21 protein-coding genes and 1 pseudogene are annotated in these 19,623 nt (G+C 38.6%); 17 read left to right on the forward strand and 5 right to left on the reverse strand.

Features of this window, described 5'->3' with window-relative positions:
• Nucleotides 1–33: 33 nt before the first annotated feature.
• Nucleotides 34–552, reverse strand: coding sequence for a CDP-diacylglycerol--glycerol-3-phosphate 3-phosphatidyltransferase (gene pgsA, locus VB654_RS04170; RefSeq protein ID WP_323212206.1), 519 nt, complete (start codon nucleotides 550–552; stop codon nucleotides 34–36).
• Nucleotides 549–1,112, reverse strand: a complete 564-nt coding sequence (locus tag VB654_RS04175; protein ID WP_323212207.1) for a Uma2 family endonuclease — start codon at nucleotides 1,110–1,112, stop codon at nucleotides 549–551. The genes pgsA and VB654_RS04175 overlap by 4 nt, the downstream gene beginning before the upstream one ends.
• Nucleotides 1,113–1,424: 312 nt before the next feature.
• Here VB654_RS04175 and VB654_RS04180 point away from each other — a divergent pair, with 312 nt between their 5' ends.
• The 4 genes and pseudogenes from VB654_RS04180 to VB654_RS04195 form a co-directional block, all read left to right on the forward strand.
• On the forward strand, nucleotides 1,425–1,931 hold the full coding sequence (locus tag VB654_RS04180; protein ID WP_323212208.1) for a COP23 domain-containing protein: 507 nt from the start codon (nucleotides 1,425–1,427) through the stop codon (nucleotides 1,929–1,931).
• 13 nt (nucleotides 1,932–1,944) lie between these two features.
• Nucleotides 1,945–2,223: a DUF4351 domain-containing protein gene (locus VB654_RS04185; protein ID WP_323212209.1), complete on the forward strand. Its 279-nt coding sequence runs from the start codon at nucleotides 1,945–1,947 to the stop codon at nucleotides 2,221–2,223.
• 254 nt (nucleotides 2,224–2,477) lie between these two features.
• Nucleotides 2,478–5,069 (forward strand): tetratricopeptide repeat protein, encoded by a 2,592-nt coding sequence (locus VB654_RS04190; RefSeq protein ID WP_323212211.1) that lies wholly within the window; start codon nucleotides 2,478–2,480, stop codon nucleotides 5,067–5,069.
• A 271-nt stretch (nucleotides 5,070–5,340) separates the two neighbouring features.
• Nucleotides 5,341–5,679, forward strand: a pseudogene (locus VB654_RS04195) (element excision factor XisI family protein); the annotation flags it as partial.
• 17 nt (nucleotides 5,680–5,696) lie between these two features.
• Here VB654_RS04195 and VB654_RS04200 read toward each other — a convergent pair.
• Complete coding sequence (locus VB654_RS04200; protein WP_323212213.1) at nucleotides 5,697–5,987, reverse strand: nucleotidyltransferase family protein; 291 nt, start codon at nucleotides 5,985–5,987, stop codon at nucleotides 5,697–5,699.
• Nucleotides 5,988–6,176: 189 nt separating this feature from the next.
• Here VB654_RS04200 and VB654_RS04205 point away from each other — a divergent pair, with 189 nt between their 5' ends.
• The 9 genes from VB654_RS04205 (at nucleotide 6,177) to VB654_RS04245 (ending at nucleotide 14,311) form a co-directional block, all read left to right on the forward strand.
• Nucleotides 6,177–7,586, forward strand: a complete 1,410-nt coding sequence (locus VB654_RS04205) for an aspartate ammonia-lyase (RefSeq protein WP_323212214.1) — start codon at nucleotides 6,177–6,179, stop codon at nucleotides 7,584–7,586.
• Between the two features lie 143 nt (nucleotides 7,587–7,729).
• Complete coding sequence (locus VB654_RS04210; protein ID WP_323212216.1) at nucleotides 7,730–7,960, forward strand: prevent-host-death protein; 231 nt, start codon at nucleotides 7,730–7,732, stop codon at nucleotides 7,958–7,960.
• 135 nt (nucleotides 7,961–8,095) lie between these two features.
• Nucleotides 8,096–9,067, forward strand: coding sequence for a DUF362 domain-containing protein (locus tag VB654_RS04215; RefSeq protein ID WP_323212217.1), 972 nt, complete (start codon nucleotides 8,096–8,098; stop codon nucleotides 9,065–9,067).
• A 246-nt stretch (nucleotides 9,068–9,313) separates the two neighbouring features.
• Nucleotides 9,314–10,423, forward strand: coding sequence for an AAA family ATPase (locus tag VB654_RS04220; protein ID WP_323212219.1), 1,110 nt, complete (start codon nucleotides 9,314–9,316; stop codon nucleotides 10,421–10,423).
• Nucleotides 10,420–10,902: a hypothetical protein gene (locus tag VB654_RS04225; protein WP_323212221.1), complete on the forward strand. Its 483-nt coding sequence runs from the start codon at nucleotides 10,420–10,422 to the stop codon at nucleotides 10,900–10,902. The genes VB654_RS04220 and VB654_RS04225 overlap by 4 nt, the downstream gene beginning before the upstream one ends.
• A 904-nt stretch (nucleotides 10,903–11,806) precedes the next feature.
• A complete protein-coding gene (locus tag VB654_RS04230) occupies nucleotides 11,807–11,992 on the forward strand; it encodes a hypothetical protein (protein ID WP_323212223.1) in 186 nt (61 codons plus the stop codon).
• Nucleotides 11,993–12,366: 374 nt separating this feature from the next.
• Entirely contained in the window at nucleotides 12,367–12,879 is a 513-nt protein-coding gene (locus tag VB654_RS04235) for an inorganic diphosphatase (RefSeq protein WP_323212224.1), read from the forward strand.
• Between the two features lie 136 nt (nucleotides 12,880–13,015).
• Nucleotides 13,016–13,399 carry an aspartate 1-decarboxylase gene (gene panD / locus VB654_RS04240; protein ID WP_323212226.1) on the forward strand — a complete coding sequence of 128 codons (384 nt, stop codon included), beginning with the start codon at nucleotides 13,016–13,018 and terminating at the stop codon, nucleotides 13,397–13,399.
• A gap of 12 nt (nucleotides 13,400–13,411) precedes the next feature.
• Entirely contained in the window at nucleotides 13,412–14,311 is a 900-nt protein-coding gene (locus VB654_RS04245; RefSeq protein ID WP_323212227.1) for an MBL fold metallo-hydrolase, read from the forward strand.
• A gap of 150 nt (nucleotides 14,312–14,461) precedes the next feature.
• Here the strand turns inward: VB654_RS04245 and rsmD are convergent, their stop codons facing one another.
• A complete protein-coding gene (rsmD, locus tag VB654_RS04250; RefSeq protein WP_323212228.1) occupies nucleotides 14,462–15,040 on the reverse strand; it encodes a 16S rRNA (guanine(966)-N(2))-methyltransferase RsmD in 579 nt (192 codons plus the stop codon).
• Between the two features lie 87 nt (nucleotides 15,041–15,127).
• Nucleotides 15,128–15,763 carry an imidazole glycerol phosphate synthase subunit HisH gene (gene hisH / locus VB654_RS04255; RefSeq protein ID WP_323212229.1) on the reverse strand — a complete coding sequence of 212 codons (636 nt, stop codon included), beginning with the start codon at nucleotides 15,761–15,763 and terminating at the stop codon, nucleotides 15,128–15,130.
• Nucleotides 15,764–15,821: 58 nt separating this feature from the next.
• On the opposite strand from hisH, the gene VB654_RS04260 reads away from it, so the two are divergent.
• The 4 genes from VB654_RS04260 to VB654_RS04275 form a co-directional block, all read left to right on the forward strand.
• Nucleotides 15,822–16,334: a peptidase C15 gene (locus VB654_RS04260; RefSeq protein WP_323212231.1), complete on the forward strand. Its 513-nt coding sequence runs from the start codon at nucleotides 15,822–15,824 to the stop codon at nucleotides 16,332–16,334.
• A gap of 41 nt (nucleotides 16,335–16,375) precedes the next feature.
• Nucleotides 16,376–17,734: a DUF3370 domain-containing protein gene (locus tag VB654_RS04265; RefSeq protein ID WP_323212232.1), complete on the forward strand. Its 1,359-nt coding sequence runs from the start codon at nucleotides 16,376–16,378 to the stop codon at nucleotides 17,732–17,734.
• A gap of 68 nt (nucleotides 17,735–17,802) precedes the next feature.
• Nucleotides 17,803–18,678: a bile acid:sodium symporter family protein gene (locus tag VB654_RS04270; protein ID WP_323212234.1), complete on the forward strand. Its 876-nt coding sequence runs from the start codon at nucleotides 17,803–17,805 to the stop codon at nucleotides 18,676–18,678.
• A 1-nt stretch (nucleotide 18,679) separates the two neighbouring features.
• A partial coding sequence (locus VB654_RS04275) for a 50S ribosomal protein L11 methyltransferase (RefSeq protein ID WP_323212236.1) occupies nucleotides 18,680–19,623 on the forward strand: 944 nt, incomplete at its 3' end.

The raw sequence follows: 19,623 nt of genomic DNA on the forward strand, positions 1-19,623 counted from the left end.
GCGTATAGTGTTTGTGTAATGGGTTGTTTCAGATTACACACTTTCTTGCTTTTTTGGTGGTATGAGATAAATGACTCCAGATATCACCGTAAAAGCCACAGATAACCAAAAGGCTGTTAAGGTGGGAGTTTGCCAAGCTAGAGATAAAGGTGCAATTAACAGCGATATGGCTATGATCTGACTCACTGTTTTGAGTTTACCCCAAATATTCGCCCCTGTGATTGTAGTTTGATTTACCCGCCAACCTGCGATCGCCAATTCCCGTGCTAAAATCACAAACACGCCCCAAGCGGGAATTTTTCCTAATTCCACTAACACCAATAACGGCGCAAGTACCAGCAATTTATCCACCAAAGGATCGAGAAATTTACCCAAATCAGTAATTTGGTTAAGTTTTCGCGCCAAATAACCATCCAACCAGTCAGTTAAAGCTGCGACTAAAAATATTGTTAAACATATCCATCTGGCTGCGGGTGTGGGATTATATAAACCATAAAGTAAAAACGGTATTCCCAGAAGTCGAGAAAAAGTAATCGTGTTGGGTAAATTCATAATTTCAAACAATCAAATAATTGCCCTAATGTCAACTGTAAATCACCGACTAATTCGGGTACAGGTAATATATCTTGTTCGTTTTCTAAAAATATTGGTTGCTGGTTATGGGGATAAACTAAAACATTATATTCTTCTGGGTCAATTAACCAACCCAAGCTAGTACCATGATTTAAACAATGTAAAATATTTCTAGTAACTTTTATTGTACTTTGTTGCGGAGATAAAATTTCAATTGTCCAATCTGGATAGGTATTAAACACATTAGCAATATTGCCTTTTTCATCAACCGGGATTCTTCCCCATGCAAATATTGCCACATCTGGGACAATAGAGCGATCGCCAAATGTACAGCGCAATTCTGGAAAAGCTAAAGCGATTTTTTGCGGTTCTACCACATGATTAATTACATTAGCTGAGTGAAGCTGTAATCTACTATGTTTACCTTGGGGCATAGGTTTTTGAATAATTTCGCCGTTGATATATTCACTGGCTGGTTCGGTTTCTGGTAATTGTAAAAATTCTGCTAAAGTTAAATTACGAATTGGTGTTTTTACCATAATCTTTCTACCTCCCAGTATTTAACTTCCAGTTTACCCTAAACTCAGCTTACTTAAAACGCAAGTGTAAAATATGTGCAGCAATATCAAAATATTGTAATTTAGCTCGTAGTAAGGGCTTTAGCCCTTAATTCAGGATTAAAGTCATGACTACAAACCTGCAATTATTTACGACAAATTATTTATTGCATTGTATAATTTATTGTAGATGTCTCGTAAAACCATGGCATTTTATGAATAAAATTTTACAAATTGGGACTATTCTCAGAGAACGTTACAAAATTACAGATATTTTATCTAGTAATACTGGTTTTGGTATTACTTATTAGTTTATTTAGCTTAAATCTTGTATTGATAGGGTGTGAAAAACCGGAACAGGTGATTTTCTCTTGTGAAAGAGACGGTAATGGAGAGTATGTAACCAGAGTCAAAAATGGGGGGAGAACTCAAGACTTAATACAGTGGAGACGGACAGATTTTGTGAAGGCTGGGTTTCCTCCTCAACGCAGATGTAATGAAGTAACTCCCCGGTTACAAGAAGCTTATGATAATGGAAGTTTGAAAAATTTAACTTGGGGTTATTCAGAAGCTGATAATCTCAAACAATATAAATCTTTATGCACGACTACTGGAAAAGATTGTCATACTCTGATTTTAACATTGTTAGAAGCAGATGATGCTGATAAAGAGTTAAAGGAATTTTCTGCGGTGCTAAATGGTGATGCTTCTTTAGCATATCAAAATTCTTTTTGTGCGGTAAACAATTATCGTTTATCTTGTCCTATTGATATTTTTCGGGTGTTTAATCAGAATAAATAAAGTTTACAAAATCATGAAATTAAGCAGAGAAGAAATAGAAATGATGTTAGGACCGATAACAGAAGAACCAAGGGCTGTGAGAGAATGGAAGGAAGAAGCATCAAAAAAAGAAGCGGTTTCCCTGGTTATACGACAATTAAAGCGACGCTTCGGTGAGGTTCCTGATGTGTCATTAGCAAAAATTCCGCAGTTATCTATTGAACAGGTAGAAACTTTAGCTGAGGATTTATTGGACTTCGCTGTTTTGAAAGATTTAGAGGATTGGTTACAACAAAATCAATCTCATCAATAACAATTGTAGGTTGGGTTATGCTGCTTAACCCAACCTACATCCTAATTTTTTATATGAATTTATCGAACCGCCAAGTCGCCAAGGTCGCCAAGAGAAGAAGTTAAGACAGTTTATTTAGGATATTTATATCAGGTGTACTATCTATGAATTTACGCAATTTTTCGCATTTATTCTTGTTTTTTGTTTTATTATTTCCTGTTTCACCTATTGTTATCACTGGTTGCAGTTCTTCCCTATTCGCGCAGAAATCAGGGGTGCTATCAGATAAGGAATTAGAAAATATATTAAAGGAAATTACGGTTAAAGTTATTGTTGATGACCGTGAAGCTGGTTCAGGTACTATTATTAAAAACCAAAATGGCTTTTATACGGTTCTGACTAATTATCATGTGGTGGAAAATGCTAAATCTGTGCAAGTTGTGACTCCAGATAATCAAGTTTATGATGCTGAATCTGTGAAGTTAGATAGACAAGATAATCAAGATGATGATTTATATGATTTAGCTAAGTTGAGTTTTAGTAGTAAAAATATTTATCTTGTGGCGGGACTGGCGGAAGAGGATATTAAACCAGGGGAAAGGGTGTTGGCTGGAGGATATGTTAAGGGGAATTTTAAAACTACAAAAGGTGAAGTTAAATTATTTTTGAATGAGGCTTTAATTAAAGGTCATCAAATTGGTTATGACAATGATATTAAACAGGGGATGAGTGGCGGAGCGATAATTAATCAAGCGGGTAATTTGGTGGGAATTAATAGTAAAATTGCTCGTCCGGTTTTACAAAATGATTTTCGCTATGCAAATAATCAACAACCTGATGAGAAGACTTTAAATGAATGGGATAATTATAGTTGGGGTATTGCGATTAATTTAGTCGATGAAGCTGCACCTGATTTAGCTTTGTTTCCTGAGAGGGTAATAGTTAAAAATGGTGGTGTTCCGGCTGAGGTTTTAGCTATTGCTAAACAGTCTTCGGTGCAGATTAAAAAGGCTGATGGTGGTATTGGTAGCGGGGTTATTATTGCTCAGGATAATGATGTTTATTATGTGTTAACTGCCTTTCATGTGGTGGAAGATAAACAGAAGTATCAAGTTGTTGCACCTGATAAACAAGTATATGAGGTGGATAATCAGACTATTCGCACCAGACAGGGACTTGATATGGCTGTTTTACAGTTTCGTAGTTCTCAGAAATATCAAGTTGCTACTTTGGGTGATTATGAGTTAAAGGATGAAGTGGTTTTTCTCTATGGTTGGAAAAATCACGAAAAAAATCATCCTTCTTTGTTTAGTGTGGGATTTATGGGAAATGCAGATGTTAGAGATTTTTGGGCAAAACCGAGAGGTTATGAATTAGCATATACAAATGAAGGTCATTCAGGAATGAGTGGCGGGGGGATTTGGGATACAGAGGGGAGATTAGTTGGTATTCATAATTTTGCTGAAACGGATGTTTTAGGATATAGTTTGGGTTTGTCTATTGAAAGTTTTTTATTCTATCAAAAGGATGGATTATGGCAGTTACCCCAAGCTAAATTAACTGTTGCTAAAGATGAACCAAAATCATTTGATATTAACTCTTTTATTTTAGCATTAGTACCAAATTCTTCAGCACCTGACCCTTTGAATGGTAGTGGTAAAGATTGGCTGAATTATGGGATTCAATTATGGCGCATTGATCAGACGGATAATGCAATTACAGCGATGGAAAATGCCATTGGCAAAGATCCAAATTCTTGGCAAGCTTTTTATAATGTTGCTTGGATTTGGCTGGGACAGGAAAAATATGATTTTGCTTTAGCTGCTATCAATGCAGCAATTAGAGAACAACCAAGTTTTTATCGTTCCTATTTATCAAAGGGTTGGATTTTTCAAATATTAAAACAATATGAAGATGCCTTGTCGGCACTGAATCAAGGGATTACGGAAGCTAAAAAAGACAATATAGATGATTTTTTACTGTATCAAGTGCGGGGAGAAATATTTGGTGAATTGAAAAAACATGACCAGGCTATTGCTGATTATACCCAAGCTATTACCATTAATCCTCAATTTGCAGAACCTTACTATAATCGTGGGGTTGTTTATGATGATCAAGGAAAGACTGAGTTAGCTATTGCTGATTATACCCAAGCTATTACCATTAATCCTCAATTTGCAGAACCTTACTATAATCGTGGGGTCGCTTATGATGATCAAAGAAAGACTGAGTTAGCTATTGCTGATTTTACCCAAGCTATTACTGTTAATCCTCAATTTGCAAATGCTTACTATAATCGTGGGAATGCTTATGATGATCAAGGAAAGACTGAGTTAGCTATTGCTGATTATACCCAAGCTATTACTGTTAATCCTCAATATGCAAATGCTTACAATAATCGTGGAAATGCTTATAGTGAGCAAGGAAAGATAGAGTTAGCTATTGCTGATTATACTCAAGCTATTACCATTAATCCTCAACTTACAGAAGCTTACAATAATCGTGGGCTTGCTTACCATAAGCAAGGAAAAACTGAGTTAGCTATTGCTGATTTTACCCAAGCCTTGCAAATTAATCCTCTACTTGCAGATACTATCAATCCTAATTTTGCATTAACTTACACTTATCGAGGACGTAATTATCTTCAGCAAAATAAATTAGCGGAAGCAATTCATAATTTTAATCGAGCAATTACTATTAATCCTCAAGTTGCTGCACCTTATAGTCTTCGAGGAGTAGCTTATGTCTTACAAGGAAAGAAACAACAAGCCATTAAAGATTTACAAACTGCTAAACAACTCTATCAACAGCAAGGCGATACCCAAGGTTATCAAAATGTACAGGAATTATTGAAGGAGTTGAATTAATTGTAAGTTATATTTTTATTCGTGCTTTTCCCTTCTATTCTCTACCTATAGGTTAAGTAATACTAATCAAAAACAAGCAAACTAACACCACAACGAGTCGCTGCTTCTGCTAACCGAGTATCAAGAGTTGCTAATGATGTATAAATCTCTATAGCAGTTAACAGATAACAGTTCAACATCAAGTGTAATTTTAATGATACAAATTTGAATGATAGGTTTATATGAGGGTAGAATTTGAATGGGATGAAAATAAAGCACAAATAAACATCAACAAACCCGGAATATTATCAAAAATATCCTGACTGAATATTACGAAATGACTAATACTCAAGTTTTAAAAAATAGTGAATTTGAGGTTAGTGACCGTTTAGCTATTGATGAAGCCAGAGATCAATATATTTGGTTTCGTTTCGGTTGGGAAGATAAGAAGCAGATACAGCATATTATTATCTATATTTGCATTAAAAATGGTAAGGTTTGGGTAGAAGAAGATGCAACTAATTTATGTGTGGTTGATGATTTACTATCAGCCGGAATACCTCAAAGTGATATTGTTTTGGGTTTCCATCATCCTAGTAAACGAGGTTTAACAGAATTTGCTACTGCTTAAATATAACCGCTCATCTTTCATAATGGCACGGCTTCACTTAATATTTTATCTCTAATTAATTCATGTAAATTATTAGGTTCAGCAATATCCACTTTTCTTCCTAGCAATGTTGCTAAATCCTGCATTAAAGCAATGTAATCAAATAAACTACTTTGTGGTTGAAGTTCTACTAAAAAATATACATCACTATCTGGTGTTGCTTCACCTCTAGCAACTGAACCAAAAACCCGCATATTATATGCACCATATTTAGCTGCAATATTTAATATATCTTCCCCAAATGGTAGTAATAATTCTTCAATTCCCATAATAATGATTGAACTATGCTGTCTAATATTTTAGCTGATTACCTAAGAACCCCACCCCCAACCCCCGCAAGCGAGGATGGGGCTATGATGTACTTCATTCCAGTGCATACAGTTATAAAAATTTTTAGATTAGGATTTTAGGGTACTTGCATGGCATGATCTGTATTTTGAGATGATGAAAACAAGACTATGACTGAAAATACAGATTTTCGGATTGAACGGGATTCGATGGGCGATCGCCAAATTCCCAGTAGCGCTTATTACGGCATTCAAACACTACGGGCAGTAGAAAACTTCCAAATTAGCGGCATTAAGCCTTTACCTACTTACGTAGATGCTTGTCTGATTATTAAAAAAGCTACCGCCATAGTCAACGGCGAATTAGGTTGTATTCCCCAGGATATCAGTGAAGCAATTATCCAAGCTGCTAATGAAATCCTGGCGGGAAATTTACGAGATCAGTTTGTGGTTGATGTCTATCAAGCGGGTGCGGGAACTTCTCACCACATGAATGTTAATGAGGTTTTGGCAAATCGCGCCTTAGAAATTCTCGGCGATGAAAAGGGTAATTACAAACGGGTTAGCCCCAATGACCATGTAAACTACGGACAGTCTACCAATGATGTGATTCCCACAGCTATCCGCGTTGGTGGCTTATTAGCACTTACCCACACATTACAGCCAGCTTTAGAAAAGGCGATCGCATCTTTAGAAAACAAAGCTGTAGAATTTCAACATATCGTCAAATCTGGCAGAACCCACCTACAAGATGCTGTACCTGTGCGTTTAGGGGAGAACTTCCGGGCTTGGGCGCAGATATTATCAGAACATCAAAACCGCATCTATACAGCCTCTGGGGATTTAATGGTGTTGGGTTTAGGTGGTAGTGCTGCTGGTACAGGAATGAATACACATCCCCAGTATCGCGCCCGTGTGGTGGAAGTTATTGCCCAATTTCTAGAATCACCCTTAGAACCAGCACCCCATTTAATGGCTGCAATGCAGAGTATGGCTCCTTTTGTCAACGTTTCCGGGGCTTTACGCAACTTAGCACAGGATTTAGTCAAAATTTCCCATGATTTGCGGTTAATGGACTCAGGCCCCAAAACTGGTTTTAAAGAAATTCAACTACCCCCAGTCCAACCAGGTTCCTCAATTATGCCGGGTAAATATAACCCAGTCATGGCAGAGATGACATCAATGGTATGCTTTCAGGTAATGGGATATGATAGTGCGATCGCCTTAGCAGCCCAAGCCGGACAATTAGAATTGAACGTGATGATGCCGCTAATTGGCTATAATTTGATTCACAGCATTGAAATACTCGGTAACACCATCGACACCCTCACCGAACGCTGTATTGCAGGAATTACCGCCGATAAAGAACGCTGTTTAGCTTACGCCGAAGGTAGTTTAGCATTAGTCACCGCACTGAACACCCACATCGGATATTTAAACGCTGCTGCTGTAGCTAAAGAATCTTTAGAAACAGGTAAATCTCTCAGACAAATAGTATTAGAACGAGGATTAATGAGTGAAGCGGAATTAGCAACCGTCCTCAACTTAGAACAAATGAGTGTAATTGTTCCTCTTGCATAATTCGTAATTCATCATTAAATACCAATTACGAAAGTTAGACAGGTAAACCCCAGCCAAAACTTTACCAACCCAGTAATATTGGTTTGGGGTATGCTCTTCAGATTTGCTACTATATAGTAGTTGACATAGCTAATTATGCCAGGATGAAAAAAATTGATAAGAGTCAATTAAAAGCTAACTTACTAGAATTTTTGCAACTTGTACAATTAGAAGGTGAAGAAATTTTAGTTACTGATGGAACTAACCCAGTAGTGAGGATTTCTCAATATCAAAAAACTCCTACAACTGAAGAATTGTTTAAAAATATGCGTGGTAAAGTCAAGTATTTTGAAGATTTAACTACCCCCACGACTAAAGAATGGCAGGAAGTATAAAAATTTCCCCTCTCCCAAACTCTTATTCTTTGCGTCTCTGCGCCTTTGCGCTAAACTAATCCATACTTCCACACACAAAAGCCAATTTCTTCATATAATTAAACATATTATATTTATTAATCCAATATATTATCCATGCAGACACAAAAACCATCAGTCAGTCTGATTCGGGCTACCTCCTACGAAAGCGAGGCTTTACGAGCATCATTAGTCACCTTGCTGGAACCTTTGGGGGGGATGTCTGCCTTTGTCAAACCAGGAAATAGAGTATTACTCAAACCCAATCTCCTCACAGGTTCCCGCCCGACTAAAGAGTGTACAACCCGGCGAGAACTGGTTTATGAAGTCGCCCAGATGGTCATAGCAGCTGGTGGTAAGCCATTTTTAGGCGACAGTCCCGCCTTTGGTAGTGCTAAAGGAGTCGCAGAAGCCAACGGCTATCTCCCGCTTTTAGAAGAATTGCATATACCTATCATTGAGTTTCACGGTAAGCGTTACCAAACCGTCAACGAAGACTTTAATCACCTGCGACTATGCAAAGAAGCAATGGAAGCAGATGTAGTGATTAATTTACCCAAAGTCAAATCACATATGCAGTTGACATTAACAATGGGGGTAAAAAATCTGTTTGGTTGCGTTCCTGGTAAAATGAAAGCTTGGTGGCACATGGAAGCGGGGAAAGATGCTAACAGATTTGGTGAAATGTTAGTAGAAACTGCCAGAGCAATTAATCCCAATTTAACTATTTTAGATGGCATTATTGGTCATGAAGGTAATGGACCCAGTGGTGGCGAACCTCGTGATTTAGGTATTTTAGCAGCCGCAGCCGATGTATTTGCTTTAGATAGGGCAGTAGTAGAAATTCTCAATGTCCCACCCGAACAAGTTCCCACAGTTGCAGCGTCTCAAAGGTTGGGCGTTTGTCCTGAATTAGCTGAGATAGAATTTCCCCATTTACAACCTGATTTACTCAAAATTGAAGATTGGCAATTACCAGATAAGTTAATGCCAATTGATTTTGCCATGCCTCGTGTGATTAAGTCTACGTTTAAGCATCTTTATATTAAGTTTCTCAAGGAACCGATGAGTGTTTATGGTAAAGGCTAGAGTCGTAAATTTTACCGAATCACTCCAGCAATCGTAGGGTGGGTTAGGCGCATAGGGTAAGAACTTGTTTGCAACCTACCCACCTTCAACCATCAATATTTGTGGTGGGTTACTGGACTGACACGACTAAGGTGATGAAAAATAGCAAAAACACAGGCGGGGTTCTCTCTAAGAAATCGCCTGTCTGAACTTATAATAGGTGTATCTAAAAATTTCTTCACTTCCCACTGAGGGAATATTTCTAATATGCTGCAAAGATTATATATACACAACTATAGATGTCTAGAAAACTTTGAACTTACCATGAAAGAGATGTCATCTGCTCTCTTAATTGGCAAAAATGGTGCTGGTAAATCAACTATTTCCTCAGCGTTAGAGGTACTTCAATCTATTGGTAGAGGTATTAATAGAGTTGGACAACTTGTGCATTCTAAAGATTTCGCTCGTGGGCGGTCTGATGTTCCTATTCGGTTGGAAATAGAAGTATTATTAGCAGATAAATTATATAAATATATCCTAGCTTTAGAGCTACCAGAAAAATTTAAAGAACTGCGAGTTTTTGAAGAGGAATTATTAGTTGATAACAATATACTTTACTCTCGAAAAGAAGCCCAGGTTAATCTTTATTCTACCTTCCAGAATCGGGAAGCTCAATTTTTAGTCGATTGGCATTTGGTAGCCCTTCCACTGATTCAAGAGCAATCTGAAATTGATCCGCTTCACACTTTCAAGACTTGGCTGGCTCATATCATTATTTTAGCACCAATTCCCAGCTTAATGACTGGAGATTCCTATGGCGAAACTTTAGAACCAAAGTGGGATGGTTCAAATATTGGCGAGTGGTTTTCTGGGTTACTTGGTAGATATCCTGCTGCTTACAGAGAGGTTGACAAATATCTGCGAGAAATTATGCCAGACTTTCAAGATTTTCTCAATGAACTTATTGGTAAAGACTTCAAAAGCTTGGTTGTTAGATTTGAAGAAAATAATGCAAATCTTAGTGTGAACTTTGAAGACTTATCTGATGGGGAGAAATGCTTTTTTCTCTGCGCGGTGGTGTTAGCAGCTAATAAGTTCTATGGACCACTTTTTTGCTTTTGGGATGAGCCGGATAACTATCTTTCTATCTCAGAGGTTGGACATTTCATTACATCACTGCGACGCTCATTTAAGAACAGTGGACAAATTTTAGCAACTTCTCATAACCCTGAAGCTATCCGCAAGTTTTCTAATGAGAATACCTTTGTGCTTGATCGAAAAAGTCACTTAGAGCCTACTTTAATTAGACCGCTTAGTGATATATCTATTCCAGGGGATTTGATAAGTGCCTTAATTTGTGGCGATATAGAATTATGAGTATAAATAGGTATATACCGCACCTGATTGTTTTCCCGGAAGATGATGCTAATCGCCAGATTGCTAACGGATTTATTCAAGATTTAAACGTGAATTATCTTGCTATTCAAATCCTACCAATTGCAGACGGTTGGCCAAAAGTTGTGAGCAAATTTACAAATGTTTATGTCTCTGAAATGCAAAAATATCCACAGAGCATGATGCTTTTACTTGTTGATTTTGATGAGCGTGAAGATAGGTTCAGTTATGTAGAAAGCCATATTCCGGAGCATCTAAAAAGTAGAGTTTTCATTTTGGGAGTAAAATCTAATCCAGAGAGTCTTAAGAAAGACATTCAAAAAAAATTTGAGGCTATTGGAGAAGCACTTGCTAAAGATTGCTCTGAAAACAAGAATGAATTATGGGGACATCCCCTTCTCATACATAATAAAACTGAGTTAGAACGAATGATTGTATCTGTTAAACCCTTTTTGTTTTAAAAATAAACATAATAATATGTTAGACCAATATTGGTTGATAGGGGAGAAATTTATAAGTTGCGGTAATGGAATTACTGGTATGGGCGGGCATCTTTGCCCTCCACACAAGAGTTTATTGTAATTTACAGCGATTTTCAGGTAAATGAACCACACTTTAACATCTCACGCATACCGCAAGCGGAACCCGCAGGGTAGGCGCAAAGACGCAAAGAACAGAAGAAAGGAATTCAGCTTAGTCTCACTAAGCAATGGGATGACAGGCTCAATGTGGTATCTACCTTTATATAGATTGACAAAAAGGAAGTAGTATTACTCAGGTTGAGCTTTGATGAGGCGGAAAGATTTTTTTGATGGGGATCGCTACGTAAATTACTTACACATAGCTGTGATAACTGGACTTTTTCTGATTACTTAATGTTGCTTATAGTCAGATTTACACAATGATCATGATTTTGTAATACCAAGAATTTCATTCAAGGTATATTGTAAAAAAAATATTTATATTTTATGTAAAATTTCGGTGATTATAACTGTCGCTCAACTAGCCTGTTAAGGCTATTTCAAGATGTTACAATAGTATCATGGTTTCTGAATACACTTTAATTATTAATCTATGCTCGGATGAAAAAGTGATTTATCATGCTCATGCTTAACCTGTTTTTAACCTGTAAGTCACAAATTACAGATTAAAAATGTAACTTATTAGCCACCAACTCCAGATACCAATGTTTTTCTCTGATTTTGTATCAAAAATAGCAGTTATAAACTGGCTATTATGACACTTGCCAGGCTGGTTGAACTTTTTGGCTGCTACATAGTTGACAGAGAAAAAATGGTTAGAATAGCATCAACACTCTCTTTTAGAGAGTAAACCTCCAAAAAAAGTGACGAATTTCAAATTTGTATGGACGCAAATAGCCAGTCTGCCAAACCTCCCGATACATATTCCCATCGTTTGGCAGACATTGTGGGAACGGCGATCGCTCTAGTGACTCTAATACTACCTGTGTTTGTCATTGCCCACTATTCGACTGATGTTTCAAACAACCCGCAACCCCGAACCTATACACTACCAAGAAGTGGAAACTAAACAACAGTTGCAAGTAGCATTTCACAGCAAGTTCGCTCGCAGAAGGAGAAAACACCTTGTGATTTGATATTTTGGATGTGTAGTTAACCCGGCATTATCTGAATCTGTATTGTCTTCTAACTGATGTCAGATATGTGTAGTTTAAGTTTTTTGGTGCCTCAGCAGGCATAGATGTCTGAATAGTCGGAAGCGTTGCGGGGAGTTCTCACAGCGCTTTTTATTGTTTGCAGCACTCAGCATTTCACATATACTTGCGTTACTGAACAATTATTCATACCAATATTTTGGGAAGAAGTCCATCTTGGCTTTAAAATTTTACAGAGGGAGCTATAACTCAGTGCTACCCGAATTTACTGTTATCAGAGGATTTTTTTGTGGACTTATCCCGTATTCCTGCCCAACCAAAACCCGGTATACTCAATGTTTTAATTGAAATCCCCGGCGGGAGTAAAAATAAATACGAATTTGACAAGGACTTAGAAGCCTTCGCCCTGGACAGAGTGCTTTATTCTTCGGTACGATATCCTTATGATTACGGCTTTGTACCTAATACTTTAGCTGATGATGGCGATCCTCTGGATGGGATGGTGATTATGGATGAACCAACCTTTCCTGGCTGTGTGATTCCAGCCCGATTCATTGGGATGCTAGAAATGATTGACGGTGGCGATCGCGATGAAAAAATTCTTTGTGTACCTGACAAAGATCCCCGCTATGCTCACGTCAAATCACTCAAAGATGTAGCACCACACCGTTTAGAGGAAATTGCCGAATTTTTCCGCAGCTATAAAAATTTGGAGAAAAAAGTAACTCAAATTCTTGGCTGGCAAGATGTTGACAAAGTTTCAGCCTTAGTAGATAAATTCATCTTGGCTGCTAAAGCATAATAGAAAAGTTATGAGTTATAAGTTGTGAGTTATGAGTTTTGATCTTGAACTCCTAACTTCTAACTCTAACTGTCCTGGCAAAGACACAAACGGCTGCTGCTGGTTGCGATTTGCAAAATCCAAAATGTAAAAAAAAATGCAGCGTACTCTTCTTTTAGCAAAAATTCACAATTGTACCCTCACCGGGGCAAACATTAACTACGTGGGTAGTATCAGCATTGATCAAGTTTTATTAGACAAGGCTGGAATTTTACCCTATGAGCAAGTTCAAGTAGTGAATAATGCTAATGGCCAGCGTTTTATTACTTATACAATACCAGCCCCAGAAAATTCTGGCATAATTGAACTAAATGGGGCAGCAGCACGTTTAGGCATTACAGGCGATCGCTTGATTATAATGGCTTACGGGCAGTTCACGCCAGAAGAGTTAAAAAATTACTCGCCTACTGTAGTCATTGTGGACGAAAAAAACCGACTTTTGGAAGTACGGCACTATGATGATTTACTCAGTAAGGTCTAACTTTCAAGAAAAATGTCAAATTTTGAACTGTCGGGTTCTCAAAGCTACGTATCAGAAGAGCCAATTATGCCTCCATGTAATCCTACGGAGAAAATTTTGGTAAAGTTCTGGGGTGTCAGAGGTTTAATTCCCACTCCATGCAGTCGCACCCACCGCTATGGTGGTAACACTGCTTGTATAGAAATATATGTAGGAGGCCAACACCTGATTTTTGATGGTGGTACAGGTTTACGCATACTTGGGCGAACTTGGCAAAAACTACATGAACCCCTAGAAGCTCATTTATTTTTTACTAACTCCCAATCAAATCATATTCAAGGCTTTCCCTTTTTTGCTCCGGCATTTGTCACAAAAAATAGCTTTCATATTTATGGTACAGCGGCCTCTAATGGAGCTTCTATTAAACAATGTTTGTGTGACCAAATGCTCCAGCCTCTGTTTCCTTATCCTATACAGGCAATGCAATCTAAATTGCAATTCTATAATTTGATTCCAGGGCAAGAGATCAAGATCGGTGATGCCACAGTTAATACAGCATTAGTCAATCAAAATCAGAAATCACTGGGCTATCGTATCACTAATGAAGAATATAGCATTGCTTACGTCACAGATTTACACAAAAATCTTGATCAAGCCGAACGTGACCGCATTTTACAGATTATTCAAAATGCTGATTTACTCATTGCCAACGCTACTTATAACCCGCCAACATCTGACAAACATGAGGTAAATGACGTACACTGGAAAACTGCGGTAGACTTGGCAACCAGCGCATCTGTAAAACAGTTGGTTATCTCTCAACATCATCCAGACGACAATGATGATTTTCTTGACAAAGTGCAACTAGAAATTCAGTCTGTATTTCCCAAAGCATTACTAGCCTGTGAAGGTTTAGTATTGTCGATTGGTTAACTAGTGATATTTGGTCAAATTTTGCACGACTTTGCGTTTAAAAACTCTAATTTTCCGCAAAGTATTAATTATTTTTAACACTCTCAATCAAAAATAAGTAGGTAGGAAAAACCAAACTATATTACGAAAAGTAAACACAGCAAACCCTACTTAACTTTTCAGTAAACTCTTGGCTTCATTCTCTTCATCCATAATTCTGTAGAAAGTCAGTGCAGTGTTACCGTAAACCTTTTGGCGACATATCTCCCAAGTGGGTATGATTGGCGGTTTCCAATTTTGGGGATTGTGTTCTACGGCTATTTCACCATTAAGAGCTAATAAATTATAGTGCGCGATCGCTTCTAAGACTGGCTGATATAATCCACTAGCATAAGGTGGATCAAAATAAATTCTGTCAAACTGCTTTCCTGATAAGTTTTTTAATTGCTGAATGACATCACCTCGCAAGAGTTGCCATTTTTGCTCACCATCTGCTACCTGCTGCCAGTTTTGTTGAATAATGACACTAGCTCGGCTGGATTTTTCCATTCCTACGACTAAACTGGCTCCTCTACACAAAGCCTCTGCACCCATTGAACCAGTACCAGTACACACATCTAGCCAACGACAATCCACAATTGTTCCCTGCCAAATATTAAACACGGCTTCTCTTACCCGCGCACTAGTGGGTCTGGTAGTTTGCCCTGGTAAGGTTTTAATTTGGCGATTCCCGTAAATTCTTATTGTCATTAGTGATTAGTCATTGCTCTACAGTCAGGGAAAAAACCACAACAAAGGACAAACAACAAACGACAAAATCTCAAATAAAAAGTTGGATTATGCAGCAATTTTTTCACGGACTTGTGCAACAAAATTAGAGAGAATTTGCAACCCGATGTTAGAAGATTTTTCCGGGTGAAACTGTACGGCTGTCAAGTTTTCCCGCGCGATCGCAGCTGTGATAGTTTGAGAACCGTGGGTAACAGTTGCGGCTCGAACTTCGGGATCAGTTGGGTCAACATAGTAAGAATGCACAAAATATACCCAAGGATCGGCTGGCAAATGCTCCCATAAAATGTTTTTTCGTTGTGTGAACTCTAGTTGATTCCATCCCATGTGAGGAATAGTAATGCCTGCTTCTGGTCGGAATCGGCGTACTTTTCCAGGGACAATTCCCAGTCCTGGTTGAGTTCCTTCGGCACTGGATTCAAATAAAATTTGCAATCCCAAACAGATGCCTAAGAAGGGTTTACCCGATGCGATTGTATCTTTAATGGGTTGTTCTAAACCACGCGATCGCAGGTGTTGGACTGCGGGATCAAATGCTCCCACTCCTGGCAAGACTACGGCATCTGCCATCTCTAAATCCTTAGCAGAATGAGTAATCTGAGGAGTTGCTCCAGCTTTTTCTAAACCTTTGCAGACTGAGTGCAAATTTCCCATATCGTAATCTACGACTGCAATGATTGGCATTGACCGGCTCCTTGTAAGTTTATTATGGAGGGTGTTTCTATTCTAAATAATATTTCCTATGGCGAAAAGAATACTATTAACTTCTTTTGAAGTTTGGTTGAGCGATCAACTCTCAAATTCTTCTGATGATTTATTACTGGAAGTGATTAAAGATGACTTGCTCCCTCATGATTTAAAATTTTTGCGGCGTTTACCTGTGGATATCCATCTGGCTAGTTTACAGGTAATTCAAACAATATCTGAACTGCAACCTGATTATATTATTTGTTGTGGCATGGCTACTAACAGGACAAAACTAAGTCTGGAAGCGGTTGCTAGCTGTGGGGAAAGTGTTTTGCCGACAACTGTTAATTTGGAAAAATTAGTAGCAGGTACGACAGCAATTGAGATTAGCCACGACTGCGGTAAATTTGTTTGTAACGGGTTGTACTATGCAGTTTTAAATTACTTGTGCCAAAATCAACTGGCAACACCATGTATTTTTGTTCATGTTCCGGTGTTAAATTCTGAAAATTTGCCCGTCGTCTTGGCTGATTTCTTATTAATTATTAACAATTTGGCACTTTCATAAAGCCGTCTGCGTCTCTTAGGTGAAGCCATGTTCTCAGTATTATGTTGTCATTTTTACTAAATTTAACTCTCGCCCAAGCCGCACCAGCTACGCCACCCCCGGAAGAAGTGGTCAAACCCCAAGAAGTTCGCCCTTTACCGGGACAACTGGATAATGTACCTGTATTTAATAGTAATAGTCCAGAATTAGTATTAAAAGAAGGAATCTTACTTTCTACTTTTCCTCCAGATGACAAAAAGGTGTCAGAGGCGCATTTAAATTATCCGTTTAGCGGGCGATTTGATGTTTTTGCCCATCACGTTGCGAGGGCTGAACCACCAGAGGATTTAAGGTCATTACATCTGGGAATCATGCTGCATAACCCTGGAACTGAACCAGTAACGGTGAATATATTGCAAGCAGCAAGTTATTTAAGCCAACCAGATGCGCCATTTATTCAGTTACCAGCCACGAGTCGGAATATTTTAGGTAATATTTTTGCAGGGCCTGGCGATCGCGCCGTGTCTGATGTTTTAAGAGGAAGGCGACAAGAAAGTTTCCCCGCCCAAATTGTCATTCCCCCAGGGCAAAATCAGATGTTATTAAATTTGCCCATACCTGTTCAAGAACTGACACCACCTTTAAATGGTCGCTCTACATTAATGCGGTTGCAGAGTAATGGTACTGTTTATGCAGCTAGTATGGCTTTATTTGCCCGTCAGAATGCCGACGGAAGTGAACGCGCCCCAACTTTAGCAGAATGGGAAAATTTACTCAAAACAGGTGAATTGTCAACTCCACGGGATAGAGTTCCTACACCTTTAGAAGCAACCAACCAAGGAAGAATTTATGGCCGTGTTGCGGGAGTTGCTCAAGGTTCACAGTGGAAATCCTTAGTTGTGGATAATCCTGAAGCGAGATATTTAACTATTCCCCAAACTGGTCAAGCCTTTTCATATCCTTTAAGTAGCTTGCATGGTGGTACTTTAGGCACAAATCAAATTCAAACTGCGCCCATGCTGGTACGTTATCCTGATACCGCTTATATGGCTCATGGTAACTATGGGATTCAATATAGTTTGCAGTTGCCACTACATAATAATACCGAAAATGCTCAAAGGGTGAGTGTATCTGTGCAAACGCCAATTAAAGAAGATAATTTGGTAAAACAAGGATTACGCTTTTTTACGAACACAGCACCGCAAGTATTTTTCCGGGGTTCAGTGCGGGTACGTTACAGAGATGATCAAGGTCATGCCAAAACTCAGTTTACTCATTTAGTGCAAAGGCGAGGTCAACAGGGAGAACCCTTGATTTTATTGAATATGCCACCAGGCGATCGCAGACTAGTAGAAGTAGACTTGATCTATCCCCCAGATGCGACACCACCGCAGGTATTAACTGTATCAACTCAAGAGTAAGTATTCTGATTTATCCCTGAATATGGTAATATCCAAAGGCTTTTTATTTTAACTAATGCAGGTTAAGGATGGAAGGAAATTTTCTGACGGCTGTTTTTCTGCCCTTGGCTCTATTTATCATCATGCTAGGCATGGGTTTATCCTTGACCCTAGACGACTATAAGCGAGTTTTAATATATCCCAAAGCGGTGGTCATTGGCTTAGTGTTGCAGTTAGTCATGTTACCAATTGTGGGCTTTGGAATTGCGTCGGTGTTTCCCCTCAAACCAGAATTAGCAGTAGGTGTGATGATTTTAGTAGCCTGTCCTGGTGGCGCAACTTCTAATATGATCACATTTTTAGCAGAGGGAGATGTTGCTCTGTCTGTTACCCTCACAGCTTTCAGTAGTTTAATTACAGTTTTTACAATTCCTCTGGTTGTCAATTTTGCAATGCAGACATTTTTGGGAGCAGGAACAACACTACAGTTACCTGTTCTAAATACAGTTTTGCAGATTGCGGTAATGACACTTCTACCTTTAGCAATAGGGATGGTAGTTAATCGATATGCTCCCGGAATAGCAACAAAGGCAAATAAACCTGTAAGGTGGTTATCTTTATTTTTCCTGTCTGTGGTGCTTACTGGAATAATACTCCAAGACAGAGATAATTTGATTCCTTATGTGATTGCTGTGGGCTGGGTAACTCTGATTTTAAATGTGGCGACAATGGCTTTAGGTTTTGCGATCGCTACTTTAGCAAAATTAGGAGAAAAACGGGCTACGGCCATTACAGTAGAAGTGGGCATTCAAAATGGGACTTTAGCGATCGCGATCGCATCTTCCCCTACATTGCTCAATAATCCCGCCTTGGCTATTCCGGCCGCTATTTATAGCTTGCTGATGTTTGTGACTGGTCTTGGATTTGCTTGGTGGGCTAATCCTCGCCGCAGCTTAGGAAAATAATATGTCTTGGATGGAATTAAGTCTAAATACAACCCATGAAGCTGTTGATTGGGTTTTTACACTATTGGCAGAAACTATTAATATTAATGATGTTTATATTACAGAATATGCGGAATCCAATTCGGCTAATTCTGATTGGAAAATGACGATGCGGTTATATTTACCCTACGATGTTAGCGCCCGGACAGGGGTAGAAAAAATTGCCAGTTTGCTTTCCCCTTTGCATCGAACTGGAATGACAACAGCAATTCAGACGAATATTGTTGAAAATAAAATCACAGATGCACCGCAACCATTTTTATATCCCATTGGCACAAGATTTATTATAGTCAATTCTGATACACCTGTCGAATCTGAAATAACAGACAAAATCACCTTAAAATTGCCAAAAACTCTCGCCTTTGGTAGTGGTTTACATCCAGCCACCATTGTTAGTCTCCGACTGCTAGAACGCTACATAGTCCCGAATATGCAGGTGCTAGACTTTGGTTCAGGTTCAGGGATTTTAAGTGTGGCGATCGCGAAACTAGGGGCGAATGTCTTAGCTTTAGATAATGACAGTGTTGCTGTAGCAGCGACTCAGGAAACTGTATTTCTGAACAATGTAGAGCAGCAAGTACAGGTGATCCAAGGTAGCCTGGGATGTGGCAGTGATTTGGGGCATTGGATGGGTGGAAACACTGTTAATAATGTGTCGAAAATTGAAGCCAAAAATACGTTTGATTTAATTGTTGCTAATATTTTTGCACGGGTACATATTGCCCTTGCGGATGATTTTAGGGAAGCGTTGCGTCATCATCAAGCACAACCAGGACTATTAATTACAGCTGGATTTACCACAGATCATGAGGAAACTGTCACTACAGCCTTAGCTGAGGCAGGATTTGAGGTAATTGATTGTGAACGATTAAACGAATGGGTTGCCCTTGCCCATCGGTGTAATTT

This window comes from Nodularia sp. UHCC 0506 (assembly GCF_034931045.1).
Classification (GTDB): Bacteria; Cyanobacteriota; Cyanobacteriia; order Cyanobacteriales; family Nostocaceae; genus Nodularia.

Excerpts from the sequence above, each read along its gene's own strand:
- VB654_RS04215 (WP_323212217.1), top strand. The coding sequence starts at position 8,096 with ATGCAGACACAAAAACCATCAGTCAGTCTGATTCGGGCTACCTCCTAC.
- VB654_RS04185 (WP_323212209.1), top strand. The coding sequence starts at position 1,945 with ATGAAATTAAGCAGAGAAGAAATAGAAATGATGTTAGGACCGATAACA.
- VB654_RS04270 (WP_323212234.1), top strand. The coding sequence starts at position 17,803 with ATGGAAGGAAATTTTCTGACGGCTGTTTTTCTGCCCTTGGCTCTATTT.
- pgsA (WP_323212206.1), bottom strand. The coding sequence starts at position 552 with ATGAATTTACCCAACACGATTACTTTTTCTCGACTTCTGGGAATACCG.
- VB654_RS04265 (WP_323212232.1), top strand. The coding sequence starts at position 16,376 with ATGTTGTCATTTTTACTAAATTTAACTCTCGCCCAAGCCGCACCAGCT.
- rsmD (WP_323212228.1), bottom strand. The coding sequence starts at position 15,040 with ATGACAATAAGAATTTACGGGAATCGCCAAATTAAAACCTTACCAGGG.
- VB654_RS04220 (WP_323212219.1), top strand. The coding sequence starts at position 9,314 with ATGCTGCAAAGATTATATATACACAACTATAGATGTCTAGAAAACTTT.
- hisH (WP_323212229.1), bottom strand. The coding sequence starts at position 15,763 with ATGCCAATCATTGCAGTCGTAGATTACGATATGGGAAATTTGCACTCA.
- VB654_RS04205 (WP_323212214.1), top strand. The coding sequence starts at position 6,177 with ATGACTGAAAATACAGATTTTCGGATTGAACGGGATTCGATGGGCGAT.
- VB654_RS04260 (WP_323212231.1), top strand. The coding sequence starts at position 15,822 with ATGGCGAAAAGAATACTATTAACTTCTTTTGAAGTTTGGTTGAGCGAT.
- VB654_RS04230 (WP_323212223.1), top strand. The coding sequence starts at position 11,807 with ATGGACGCAAATAGCCAGTCTGCCAAACCTCCCGATACATATTCCCAT.
- panD (WP_323212226.1), top strand. The coding sequence starts at position 13,016 with ATGCAGCGTACTCTTCTTTTAGCAAAAATTCACAATTGTACCCTCACC.
- VB654_RS04175 (WP_323212207.1), bottom strand. The coding sequence starts at position 1,112 with ATGGTAAAAACACCAATTCGTAATTTAACTTTAGCAGAATTTTTACAA.
- VB654_RS04200 (WP_323212213.1), bottom strand. The coding sequence starts at position 5,987 with ATGGGAATTGAAGAATTATTACTACCATTTGGGGAAGATATATTAAAT.
- VB654_RS04245 (WP_323212227.1), top strand. The coding sequence starts at position 13,412 with ATGTCAAATTTTGAACTGTCGGGTTCTCAAAGCTACGTATCAGAAGAG.
- VB654_RS04210 (WP_323212216.1), top strand. The coding sequence starts at position 7,730 with ATGAAAAAAATTGATAAGAGTCAATTAAAAGCTAACTTACTAGAATTT.
- VB654_RS04225 (WP_323212221.1), top strand. The coding sequence starts at position 10,420 with ATGAGTATAAATAGGTATATACCGCACCTGATTGTTTTCCCGGAAGAT.